Here is a 10958-nt window from a genome sequence, read left to right as displayed (position 1 = left end):
AGGGCCGAGCGGAACTGGGTGACCAGCTGGAACCGGCGCAGGAAGATCTGGCCCATGCTCGGCGCGTACTGCCGCAACGGCTCGTTCTCGCTGGTCGCCCGCACCGCCACGTCCGCGCGCTGGAGCAGCGCGTCGGGGTCGTACTCCTCGATCTCGGCGTCGGCGGTGGTGGCCCAGCCGACCACCGCGCCGGCCTCCACCGTGAGCCGGTCGACCGGGTAGGGCATGGACAACGCCGCCCGCAGCCGCTCGGCGATCTCCTGCACGCACCCGGCCTGCCGGTCCAGCAGCAGCACCGCGAACGCACCGCCCTCCAACCGCGCCAGCGGCACCTCCGGCCCCAGCTCGTCGCGCAACCGCCGACCCGCGGCCACCACCATCCGGTTGGCCCACGCCTGCCCCAGCGCGTCGGACACCGTCGACAGCACGTCCAGGTCGATCCGCAGCACCACGGCCGTCTCCGCCTGGCGCATCGGCTCCGTGGCCGCCTCCCGGAAACCCGGCCGGTTCAGCAGACCGGTCAACGGGTCGTGGTAGGCGTCGTGGCGCAACCGCGCCAGCAACCGCCGGTTGTCCACCGCGGTGGACAGGTGGCTGGCCAGCGTGCGCAGCAGCTGGATGTCGGACTTGCCGAAGCCGCGCCACCGGCTGAGCCGGTCGTGCACCTCGACCGCGCCGAGCAGCTGGGTGGCCCCGCGCAGCGGCACCACCAGCGCCTCCTGCGCGTCGCGGCGGGCCAGGGAGTCGGCGACCTCCTCGCCCGCGTCGACCACGCGGAAGTACCGGACCTGCGCGCCGGGCAGCTGGAGCACGGCGTCCTCGCGCAGCACGCGCGGGTCGTCGCGGCGCATCCCCGGCGGCAACGGCTCACCCGCCACGAACGTGCGCATCGGGGCCTGCGGGTCGGTGCGCAGCCGCAGCACCACGCGGTTGGCGTTGAGCTGCTCGCGGATGCGCTCGGCGATCGGCTGCCACTCGTCGTCCTCGGCGCGGCCGTCCCCGTCGTCCGGGGCGGTGCCGCGCGGTCCGGTGGCGTGGCGGCCGGAGCGGGCCACCCGCAGCGAGACCTCGCTGAGCGCCTCCAGGTCGCGCTGCTCGCGCAGCAGGCCCGAGTAGGCGAGGTAGATGGCGGTGATGCCGGCGAAGACCAGGCCGATCAGCAGGCCGCCCCACGGCGCGCGGGTCGCGATCTCGTAGCCGACCAGGCCCGCGGAGGTGTTCAGCAGCGCCACCACGAGCGTCTGGAGCACCAGGCGCAGCGACGGGCCGACCCTCATGCCCTTGCCCATGGTCCGCAGCGCGGTCAGGCCCAGGACGCTGGCCAGCAGCGGCACCGCGATGGTGCCGACGAACGCGCCCGCCCAGACCGGGCCGTCCCGGCCCAGCAGCTGCTTGACCCACTCGGCGACCGCGAAGGCCACCGAGATCTCCATGAACATCAGGCCCGCGTTGTAGACGGCGCGGTCGAGCACTCGGCGGCCCAGCAGCGTGCCGACGCCCGCGACCACGTGCGCGGCCAGCACGACCTCGAACGGCGCCACCAGCAGGCCGAGCACCAGCGGTATCTCGGTGAAGGAGATGGTCCAGGCCACGCCGCTGCGGACGTCGACGTTGATGGCCAGCTGCTCGGCCAGCAGGAACCCGACCACCAGCAGCGGACCGGTCCAGTACAGCTTGCTGTCGGCCTGGTCGTCGGGCAGCCAGGCGCCGACGACGAACGCGGACAGCGCGCCCGCGACGAGGAGCAGGACCGCGAACACGGTGAAAGCGCGGTTCGCCGACCGGGTCGGTGCGTCCGGCGCCATGACCGACGCGTGGTCGGACATCCAGCCTCCTCGTCGGCCGTCGTCTCGGTGGGCCGGGTCGCGGCCTGCGAACTCCTGGCGTGACTGAGGGGTCCCGAACACCGACCAGGACCCCTCCAAGGGTGCCAATGTACCCCGGTCGGATGACGAAATGGCAGGTCGAGTAGCCAATTACCACGAGAAGTAACAGAACGGCCCGCGTGTTGGGCTGCTCGTGGAGCGGCGTTGCCGCCCGTCCGGCGAGCGTGGGAGATCATCCCAGGACCCGGTCACCCCTGCTCGGCGGGGGTGCGGGCCCGGAACCGGTTACGGGACCCCGCAGCGAGGTCGGGCTCCGGGGGCGGACCGTTGCCGACTGCTCACCGAACGTGACCGACCCGTACCCGTTCAGCCGCCCCGGTGACGGCGCCGAGCCGGTCGGCGGCGGTCACCGAGGTACCGGCGCGGCACGGTCCCCGCGCCCCTGCCGGCCATCGCCGCCCGCTCCGAGCCGTGCGCCCGGGGTCCTGGCGCCGCTGCGACCCGTCCGCCACTCGGACCCGGGTCGCGGGCCGGATGAGCGTGCGGCCCGCGCGCGGAACGACCACCAGCCGGTGAGCACCGGCCGACCACGCCCACCGGCCGCCGTGGACGACCCGGCAGCGCGGGCCGGCCCGCTAGACCCGGGCCAGCTCCCGGCCGGGCGCCCGCTCCTCGCGGCGCAGGCCGTGCCGGACGCCGTCCAGCAGCCGCCGCGCCTCGGCCGCCGCCGAGTGCTGCGCCGCGCCGCTGCCGACCGCGTCGCGCAACGCGAGCCAGACCGCGGCCTCGTCCTCGCGGACCGCGGCGAACAGGTGGTGCTGCTCCGGGTAGGGGTGCAGGGCGATCTTGTCGAGCTGGTCGCGCAGCGCGCCCAGGGCGGCCTTGCCCACCCCGCCGGCGGCGACGAGCCGTTCGTACTTGGCGACCAGGTCGACCGAGGCCAGCTCGGACGACGACAGCGGGCCGAAGTTGAGCACCGCGTTCAGCCCGTACTCCAGGTCGTCCGCGGCGTCGAGCAGGTCGCGCGCGTCCGCGGGTCCGCCGGACCGGCGGGCGCGCCGCGTGACGAGCCCGACCGCGACGCCGACCACGAGGGCCGCGAGGCCGATGAGGATTTCGGTCATGCGGCCAGTCTCGGGGCCGGCGAGGGGGCCGCCCGCCCCCGAGTACGACGGTGGGTCGATCGCAGCGCCGACCGGTCGGCGGCAGTTCGGTTGGGCTGAACAGCTCAACCGGTCAGCGCACGGCGTGTCACGCGAAGAGGTGATCTCGCCTGGTCCACCCGAGTGAAGTCGGGGTCGACGGGTACTCGCGGCGCGGGTCGGGGCTCTTACGAAGTGAGGGGAAGCAGGGGATGAAAGGCGCGGGCGAGGGGGTCGCCATGATCGTGGTCGAGGAGTTGTCCGGCAGGGCCAAAGCCGTGCTGCGCGCGGTGGCCGCGGGCCGGGCGCAGGTCACGGGGGGCCGCGAACCCGACCTGTACATCGACGGGTTGCCGTGCTGCGACCAGACGGTGTCGCACGACCTGGTGCACGCGGGACTGCTGAGGGGGCGTCGCGCGGTGGGCTTGGACGAGCGCACGGAGGCCGTGCTGACGGACGCGGGGCGCGCGGCGATCACTTGATCCTCGAACAGACGTTCGAGATGGGTTATGCTGCATTACGAGGCCGGCACGCAAGCGAGAGGAAGCGCTTGCGCGCCGGCCTCACCCGTCCCGCCCCGGGCGGGACCGAGCCAAGCGGGGCCAAGCCACGGCGCGCCACGCGCCAACCCCTCACGAACGGCGTCCCGGGAAGCGAACCCACCAACGCGACCACCCGCGGACGGGGTTCCGGGACAACTCTCCGGGGCCGAACCCCGCCAACGCGACCACCCGCGAACGGGGTCCGGGGGCAGAGCCCGCCGGGCGGGGCCCGGGGGTCGCACCCCCGGAAGGCAAAAAGCGAGGACCCCTGCTCGCGGAATGCGCGAGCAGGGGTCCTCGACGAGCGTGGCGGGTAGAGGATTCGAACCTCTGTAGCTTTCGCGACGGATTTACAGTCCGCTCCCATTGGCCGCTCGGGCAACCCGCCCCGCCCCCGGTCTCCCGGGTGCGGTGGAGACAATACATAAGCCTGTCGGGGCCCGCGCAACCGGGTATCCCCGGTAGGCTTCCGGGCGGTTCGAAGACCCACCGACGCGGAGGTACCGGGCACGTGGCAGACCCGTCGTTCGACGTGGTGAGCAAGGTCGACCGCCAGGAGGTCGACAACGCGCTCAACCAGGCCGCCAAGGAGCTGAGCACGCGGTTCGACTTCCGGGGCACCGGCACGTCGGTCGCCTGGGCGGGCGAGGAGGCGATCGCCTTCGAGTCCGAGACCGAGGAGCGCTGCCGGGCCGCGATCGACGTCTTCCGGGAGAAGCTGGTCAAGCGCGGCATCTCGATGAAGGCGTTCGAGGCGGGCGACCCGGCCGTGTCCGGCAAGGTGTTCAAGGTCACCGGGAACCTGGTCCAGGGCATCTCCAGCGAGAAGGCGAAGCAGATCGCGAAGAAGGTCCGCGACGAGGGCCCGAAGGGCGTCCAGGCGCAGATCCAGGGCGACCAGCTCCGCGTGACCGGCAAGAAGAAGGACCACCTCCAGGAGGTGATCGCGCTGTTGAAGAACTCCGACTTCGGCATCGCCCTCCAGTTCACCAACTACCGGTGACGTCACCGGCGCGCGTTACCTGTCACACGAACGGGTAACGCGTGGTGCCCGCCGTCCGACATCGTGGGTGGTCCGCCGGGGGGCGTCGCGCCGGGCGCGTCGTCCCCGGGAGCTGACCGACGGGGGAACTACCGCGGGGGAAGAGGGCAGATGAAGGGCATCATCCTGGCGGGGGGCAGCGGGACCCGGCTGCACCCGATCACGCAGGCGGTCTCCAAGCAGCTGCTCCCGGTCTACGACAAGCCGATGGTGTACTACCCGCTGTCGGTGCTGATGCTGGCCGGCATCCGGGAGGTCCTGCTGATCTCCACGCCGACCGACCTGCCGCTGTTCCGCCGCCTCCTCGGCGACGGGTCGCAGTTCGGCCTGAGCGTCTCCTACGCGGAGCAGGCCCAGCCGAACGGCCTGGCCGAGGCGTTCGTCATCGGCGCGGACTTCATCGGGGACGACAGCGTGTCGCTTGTCCTGGGCGACAACATCTTCTACGGCCAGGGCTTCTCGCGGCTGCTCCAGCACCACGTCGCCGCGCTGGACGGCTGCGTGCTGTTCGGCTACCCGGTGAAGGACCCCGAGCGCTACGGCGTGGGCGAGGTCGACGCGGCGGGCAGGCTGGTCAGCATCGAGGAGAAGCCGGCCGCGCCGAAGTCGAACAAGGCGATCACCGGCCTGTACTTCTACGACAACCAGGTCGTGGACATCTCCAGGTCGCTCAAGCCGTCGTCGCGCGGCGAGCTGGAGATCACCGACGTGAACCTGACCTACCTGCGCCAGGGCCGCGCGCAGCTGGTCGACCTGGGCCGCGGTTTCGCGTGGCTGGACACCGGCACGCACGACTCGCTGCTGGAGGCGGGCCAGTTCGTGCAGGTGCTGGAGCACCGGCAGGGCGTGCGCATCGCGTGCCCCGAGGAGATCGCGCTGCGCATGGGCTTCATCAGCGCGGACGAGTGCTACGCGCTGGGCGAGAAGCTGGCGAAGTCCGGTTACGGCCAGTACGTGATGAACGTCGCGCGCGAGGTCCGCTAGCCGGGACCGGCGGGCTAGTGGCGCCGGGCCAGTTCCTGGAGCCGCCGCACCCGGTCCGGGATCGGCGGGTGGGTGGAGAACAGCCGGGCCAGCTGCTCACCCGGCCGGAACGGGCTGGCGATCATCAGGTGCGACTGCGCGACCACGGCGGGTTCCGGGGCGAGCGGCGCGGCGCGCGTGCCGTGCTCCAGCTTGAGCAGCGCCGAGGCCAGCGCCAAGGGGTCGCCGGTCAGCTCCGCGCCCGACTCGTCGGCCTGGTACTCGCGGGACCGGCTGACGGCCATCTGCACGATGCCCGCCGCGACGGGGCCGAGCACGGCGATCAGCAGCACGGCCAGCGGGTTGGGCCGGTCCTCGTCGCCGCCGCTGAACACGCTCGCGAACACCGCCAGGTTCGCCAGCGTGCTCACCGCGCTGGCCAGCGCGCCCGCCACGCACGAGATGAGGATGTCGCGGTTGTAGACGTGCGACAGCTCGTGCCCCAGCACGGCGCGCAGCTCGCGCTCGTCGAGCAGCTCCAGGATGCCGGTCGTGCAGCAGACGGCGGCGTTGCGCGGGTTGCGGCCGGTCGCGAACGCGTTCGGCGCGGCCGTGGGGCTGAGGTAGAGCCTCGGCATGGGCTGCCGGGCGGCCTGCGCGAGCTCGCGCACGATGCGGTACATCGCGGGCTGCTCGACCTCGGACACGGGCCGCGCCCGCATGGCGCGCAGCGCGAGCTTGTCGGAGTTGAAGTACGCGTAGGCGTTCACGCCCAGCGCCACCAGCAGGCCGATCAGCAGGGCCGTCCGCCCGAACAACGCGCTGATCGCGATGATCAACGCGCTCATGGCGCCGAGCAGCAACGCGGTCTTCAACCCGTTGTAGTGCTTGTGCACGTTGCTTCGCCTCCGGCTGTTCTACGTCCTCCCCCTCAACGCGCCCGGCCGGCCGGGGGTTCCGGCGCCGGGTCGCGCCGGCCGGCCCGCGGTGCGCTCCGGTGCGGGCTCGGCGCCCGGGTCTAGCGGGGGCGGCGGCGGGACGTGCGCGACCCACGTGCCCAGCACGTCGCGTTCCTGGACGAGTTCCGCGACGGCGTCCTCACCCGCCGGTGTGCCCGTGCCGGGGTAGGAGAAGTCGGGCGCCCAGTGCAGGGCGTCGAACGGGCACGCCTCCACGCAGATCCCGCAGTACAGGCACGAGCCGTAGTCGATGGCGAACCGGTCGAGCACGTTGCGGGCACGCGGGCGGGCCGAGCCGGGCACCTGCTCGGTCTCGGTGTGCGAGTCGATGTGGATGCACCAGTCGGGGCACTCGCGGGCGCAGATCATGCACACCGTGCAGTTGGCCTCCAGCAGCGCGATCACGCCGCGGGTGCGCGGTGGCAGGGCGGCCTGCTCCGGGGGGCCGTCCGGGGCGTCGTCGGGCACGCTGCCGGGGACGCTGTCAGGGGCGCTGTCAGGGGCGTCGGTCACCGGTATCCTCCTCGTATCGCGGTCCCCACGACGGGTCGGGGACGCCGGGCGGCGCGGTGCGCCGGCGGCTGGGCGCGGACGTGCCGTCCTCGCCGGGTTCGAGCCGCCCCGGCCACGGCCGCACCACGCGGGAGGCCAGCACGAAGTCCTTGCGCAGCGGGTGGCCGCCGAAGCTGTCGGGCAGCAGCAGGTGGGCGGCCTCGCGGTCGAGGGCGAGGCCGAACATCTCGGCGGCCTCGCGCTCGTGCCACGCCGCGCCCGCCCACAGCCCCGCCACGCTCGGCAGCGCGTCGTCCGGACCCAGTTCGGTGCGCAGCAGCACGCCGTCCTTGGTGCCGGGGTGCAGCACGTGCAGCAGCACGGCGTGCCGCCGGCCGGCCGCGCCCGGCCGGCCCGCGTCCTCGACGCCGAGCCAGTCGAACTGGGTGCAGCCCAGCTCGTCGCGCACGTGGCGGGCCGCCTCGGTCCACGAGTCGAGCGGCACGTGCGCGGTGCTCTGCCCGAACGCCGACTTCACCTGCGCGCCCGGCACGCGCGCGGCCAGGTCACCCGACGCGGCGCTCACGAGATCAGCCGGTGGAGCGCGGCGAGGCCGTCCAGCAGCGCCTCGGGGCGCGGCGGGCAGCCGGGGACGGCGACGTGGACGGGCAGCACCTGGTCGATGCCCTTGGTGACGCTGTAGGAGTCCCAGTACGGGCCGCCGGTGTTGCTGCACGCGCCCACGGACAGGACGTACCGGGGCTCCGGCATCTCCTGGTACGTGGCGATCACCGCGGGCAACATGGCGTCGGTGACCGTGCCGGACACGACGAGCACGTGGGCCTCGCCCGCCGCGTGCACCGGGTCGACCCCCAGGGCGGCGAGCTGCTCGGGGCGGTGGCCTTCCAGTGCCGCCATGACCTCGACGCCGCAGCAGGCCAGGCCGAGGTCGAGCACGGTGACCCGGTACGTCGTGCCCCAGTCCAAGGTGGAAACCGTCACGTCGGATGAGGTTAATACGTGGGGGCCCGCCGAGCTGCCGCCCGGCGGGCCCCCAACCCCCCAATACCCCCCAAGATTGCCCCCACGCGAACAAGCACCTGGTTGCGGGAAGAAGTCTCTTACGGGCGTCGCTTACTGTCCAGGGAAAACATCAAGATCTTCGGATAATTTCAGCGTGAACTGTGGCCAAGTTCAGTACAACTGATCGGTAGAACATCTCGCCCCGACCCGAGAGGCCCTGCATGTCGACCTCGACCCAGCTGCTGCTGCCCGCGGGCAACCGGCTCAGCAGGCTCCTGCACGCTTCGCCGGTGCTGCTGGACACCACGTTGGACCAGCTCAGGACGTTGATCGCGGTGTACGAGACACGGTCGGCGCTGCGCGCGGCACGGGTGCTCGGGCGGGAGCAGTCGAGCGTGCAGAAGCAGGTCGACACGCTCAACCGCAACTTCAAGCAGCTGTGCGGCGAGCCGCTGGTCGTCAAGCAGGGGCGCGGAAAAGATGTGCTGATCACACCGACGGGCGAGGCGTTGGTGGAATTGGCGCGCCGGACGCTGAGCGAGTGGCTGGATTCGATTCACGAGTGCCGGCGGAAGCTCGGCACCACGCTGACCGTGGGCACCACTCGGTTCATGCTCGACTCGCTGGCCAAGGCGTGGCACCACGTGGCGGAGGACTTCCGCCGGCGGGACGTGGAGCTGAAGGTCGTGCACATCCGCACGAAGGACATCTGGACGAGCCTGGAGTCCAAGGAGGTCGACATCGTCTGCGGGAGCGTGGTGACGCCCGCGGGCCGGTCGACCGGGTTCGACGAGTTCGACGTGATCGAGTGGCGCCGGGGCGGGCTGGCGCTGCTCACCAACCTGCCGCCGCACCGGCTCGGCGACCGCGTCGGCACGGGCGAGCTGCCCGGCCTGCCGCTGGTGGTGCCGGGTGACGGGCTGATCGCCGAGTTCCTGCGCGGCTGGTTCGGGCCGGACTACCGGAGCGAACTGGACATCGCGGCGGAGATCGACGAGATCCAGTACGGCATGTCCCTGTTGCGCTCGGGGTTGGTCGAGGGCTGCATGATCGTCACCTCGGGCCTCGGCGTCGTCGCCGCGAACGGCGAGCTGCGCGAGGGCTCCGGGCTGAGGGTGGTCGAGCTGAAGAACGACCGGAAGCCGCAGCTGGAGCGGCTGGTCGGGGTCTTCGCCCGCAAGGAGGAGCGGGCGAAGTTCCCGGCCGACCACCCGTTGAACCTGCTGTGGGCGGCGTTCCAGCGCGAGGTGCCCGACTAGCGCTCCGGGCGGCGTCGCTGGGTCTGGCGCACCAGCCACTCCAGCCCGGTGAGCTGCCGCGGCGCGGCGGGCTTCGGTGGCTCCTCGGTGCCGCGCGGCTCGTGCCGCGTTCGGCGCGACGGGCGCTGGGCGTCGATGTCGTTCATGGTGCGCTCCCTACGTCGGTCGACGGCGAGTGCCGTCGATCGGAGCACCGACAGGGGTCCGCTCGCTAGGCCAATCAGTCTTACGAGTGACAGCTCGCAGCTCTGCGGGTGTCGCCCGGACCGCGGCCGGCGGGCCGGTCCGGCGGCCTACCGGTAGCGCGCGGCGTACCGGGTCGGGGTCTCGCCGAACATCGCGGTGAAGTCGCGGACGAAGTGGGGCTGGTCCGCGTACCCCAGGTCGGCCGCCAGCACCGCCCAGTCGATGCGCCCGCCCGCCGCCATCCGCTCGGTCACCTCGCGCAGCCGGTAGCGGCGGATCACCCACTTGGGGCTGATGCCGACGTGCTCGGCGAACAGCCTCTGGAGGCTGCGCGCGGTGGTGCCCAGCTCCCGGGCCAGCACGTCGACCCGCGTGATCGCGGGCTGGGAGACGATCAGCTCGACGACCTCCACCGCGTGCCGCGACCTCGGGTCGGGCTCGGGCAGGTTCGCGCGCAGCGCCTCCTCGACCGACTCGACCCCCGCCCGCGCGGGCAGTCCCGCGAACACCTCGGCGGCGGGCAGGGTGCGGTCGGTGATGGTCTGGACCGGGGCGCCGAGGAACGGCCGGAACGCGCCGGGGCGGAACGCGACGCCGAAGACGCGACCCGTCCCGTCCAGGTCCTGGAAGACGTGGCCGCTGGACACTCCGTGCACCTGGGGACCACTTTCGTGGAACGAGAGCTGCACGTTCGGGTAAGGCACGATCAGCTGCCGGTACGGGCGGTCGTAGGTCCACTCGACCACCCAGTACCGCGCCACGAACGCCGCGAGGTCGGGCGACGGCTCCAGGAACTCGTGCCGCTGGTGCCGGCGCCAGGCCAGCTCGCGCTCGTCCCGCGTCACGCCGGGAGCGTATGTCGCCTTTGTTCAAGACACGCCCCGCACCCCGTTCCTACGGTGGGCGGCATGTCCCGTGAGCAGTTGATCTCCCGAGCCGTGAAGACCGCCGTCGAGGTCGTCGACGGCATCGAGCCCGACCAGTTGGGCGCGCCCACGCCGTGCAGCGAGTACGACGTCCGCGGGCTGGTGCGCCACCTGCTGTTCTGGGGGCCGTCCCTCGAGGGCGCCGCGCGCAAGGAGAACGTCCCGCCGCCCGCCGCCGCCGAGTCGGACGTGGACCTGGTCACCGAGGGCTGGGCGGCGGACCTGACCGCGCAGCTCCAGCGCACGGCCGACGCGTGGGGCGCGCCCGGCGCGTGGGCGGGCACGACGCACATGGGCGGGCCGACCGAGCTGCCGGCCGAGGTGGTGGGCGGCATGGTGCTCGGCGAGGTCGTCGTCCACACGTGGGACCTCGCGCAGGCCACCGGGCAGGTCGCGACCTGGGACGACGACGTGCTCGAACAGGTGCACCAGGGCCTCGTGCCGACCGCGCAGATGGGCCGTGACCTGGGCGTCTACGGGCCGGAGGTGCCGGTGCCGGCGGACGCGCCGCTGATCCACCGCGTCCTGGGCCTCACCGGCCGCACCCCGTGACCGCGACCGGTGGCCCCGACCGGCGACGGCGGGGCCACCGGGGCCG

At 72.8% G+C, this 10958-nt stretch carries 13 protein-coding genes and 1 tRNA gene; 5 read left to right on the top strand and 9 right to left on the bottom strand.

The features are described 5' to 3' along the window. Both ACFV4N_RS09660 and ACFV4N_RS09655 read right to left on the bottom strand, forming a co-directional pair. Nucleotides 1-1826 (bottom strand): diguanylate cyclase domain-containing protein (locus tag ACFV4N_RS09660; protein WP_499672058.1); only part of this gene is annotated, 1826 nt, incomplete at its 3' end. Nucleotides 1827-2461: 635 nt separating this feature from the next. Next, nucleotides 2462-2950, bottom strand: a complete 489-nt coding sequence (locus ACFV4N_RS09655) for a hypothetical protein (protein WP_499672057.1) — start codon at nucleotides 2948-2950, stop codon at nucleotides 2462-2464. 257 nt (nucleotides 2951-3207) lie between these two features. On the opposite strand from ACFV4N_RS09655, the gene ACFV4N_RS09650 reads away from it, so the two are divergent. Beyond that, nucleotides 3208-3450 carry a hypothetical protein gene (locus ACFV4N_RS09650; protein WP_499672056.1) on the top strand — a complete coding sequence of 81 codons (243 nt, stop codon included), beginning with the start codon at nucleotides 3208-3210 and terminating at the stop codon, nucleotides 3448-3450. A 367-nt stretch (nucleotides 3451-3817) separates the two neighbouring features. On the opposite strand, the gene ACFV4N_RS09645 is transcribed toward ACFV4N_RS09650, so the two are convergent. Continuing rightward, nucleotides 3818-3898, bottom strand: a tRNA-Tyr gene (locus ACFV4N_RS09645). 123 nt (nucleotides 3899-4021) lie between these two features. On the opposite strand from ACFV4N_RS09645, the gene ACFV4N_RS09640 reads away from it, so the two are divergent. Together ACFV4N_RS09640 and rfbA are read left to right on the top strand one after the other, a co-directional pair. Then, the gene (locus tag ACFV4N_RS09640; RefSeq protein ID WP_499672055.1) at nucleotides 4022-4513 is read left to right on the top strand and encodes a YajQ family cyclic di-GMP-binding protein; all 492 of its coding nucleotides are present in this window, start codon (nucleotides 4022-4024) and stop codon (nucleotides 4511-4513) included. Nucleotides 4514-4663: 150 nt separating this feature from the next. After that, complete coding sequence (gene rfbA / locus ACFV4N_RS09635) at nucleotides 4664-5536, top strand: glucose-1-phosphate thymidylyltransferase RfbA (RefSeq protein ID WP_499672054.1); 873 nt, start codon at nucleotides 4664-4666, stop codon at nucleotides 5534-5536. A 14-nt stretch (nucleotides 5537-5550) separates the two neighbouring features. On the opposite strand, the gene htpX is transcribed toward rfbA, so the two are convergent. From htpX to ACFV4N_RS09615, 4 genes are read right to left on the bottom strand one after another with little or no spacing between them, the layout of a single operon-like run. Next, the gene (htpX, locus tag ACFV4N_RS09630) at nucleotides 5551-6411 is read right to left on the bottom strand and encodes a zinc metalloprotease HtpX (protein ID WP_499672053.1); all 861 of its coding nucleotides are present in this window, start codon (nucleotides 6409-6411) and stop codon (nucleotides 5551-5553) included. 21 nt (nucleotides 6412-6432) lie between these two features. Then, a complete protein-coding gene (locus ACFV4N_RS09625) occupies nucleotides 6433-6987 on the bottom strand; it encodes a 4Fe-4S binding protein (protein ID WP_499672052.1) in 555 nt (184 codons plus the stop codon). Then, nucleotides 6971-7552, bottom strand: a complete 582-nt coding sequence (locus ACFV4N_RS09620) for an NADH-quinone oxidoreductase subunit C (RefSeq protein ID WP_499672051.1) — start codon at nucleotides 7550-7552, stop codon at nucleotides 6971-6973. Before ACFV4N_RS09620 ends, ACFV4N_RS09625 begins: the two co-directional genes overlap by 17 nt. Then, nucleotides 7549-7968 (bottom strand): NADH-quinone oxidoreductase subunit B, encoded by a 420-nt coding sequence (locus ACFV4N_RS09615; RefSeq protein WP_499672050.1) that lies wholly within the window; start codon nucleotides 7966-7968, stop codon nucleotides 7549-7551. Before ACFV4N_RS09615 ends, ACFV4N_RS09620 begins: the two co-directional genes overlap by 4 nt. A 242-nt stretch (nucleotides 7969-8210) precedes the next feature. Here ACFV4N_RS09615 and ACFV4N_RS09610 point away from each other — a divergent pair, with 242 nt between their 5' ends. Next, nucleotides 8211-9248 carry a LysR family transcriptional regulator gene (locus ACFV4N_RS09610; protein WP_499672049.1) on the top strand — a complete coding sequence of 346 codons (1038 nt, stop codon included), beginning with the start codon at nucleotides 8211-8213 and terminating at the stop codon, nucleotides 9246-9248. On the opposite strand, the gene ACFV4N_RS09605 is transcribed toward ACFV4N_RS09610, so the two are convergent. Together ACFV4N_RS09605 and ACFV4N_RS09600 are read right to left on the bottom strand one after the other, a co-directional pair. After that, entirely contained in the window at nucleotides 9245-9394 is a 150-nt protein-coding gene (locus ACFV4N_RS09605) for a hypothetical protein (protein WP_499672048.1), read from the bottom strand. The two genes, ACFV4N_RS09610 and ACFV4N_RS09605, sit on opposite strands and share 4 nt — an antisense overlap. 147 nt (nucleotides 9395-9541) lie before the next feature. After that, nucleotides 9542-10279, bottom strand: coding sequence for a DUF6597 domain-containing transcriptional factor (locus ACFV4N_RS09600; RefSeq protein WP_499672047.1), 738 nt, complete (start codon nucleotides 10277-10279; stop codon nucleotides 9542-9544). A gap of 63 nt (nucleotides 10280-10342) precedes the next feature. On the opposite strand from ACFV4N_RS09600, the gene ACFV4N_RS09595 reads away from it, so the two are divergent. Then, a complete protein-coding gene (locus tag ACFV4N_RS09595) occupies nucleotides 10343-10912 on the top strand; it encodes a TIGR03086 family metal-binding protein (RefSeq protein WP_499672046.1) in 570 nt (189 codons plus the stop codon). Nucleotides 10913-10958 lie beyond the last annotated feature (46 nt).

It is taken from the genome of Actinosynnema sp. NPDC059797, from assembly GCF_042732085.1.
GTDB lineage: Bacteria > Actinomycetota > Actinomycetes > Mycobacteriales > Pseudonocardiaceae > Actinosynnema.
Note: the sequence above shows the minus strand (reverse complement) of the source record. Positions and strands in the feature narration are given on the sequence as shown.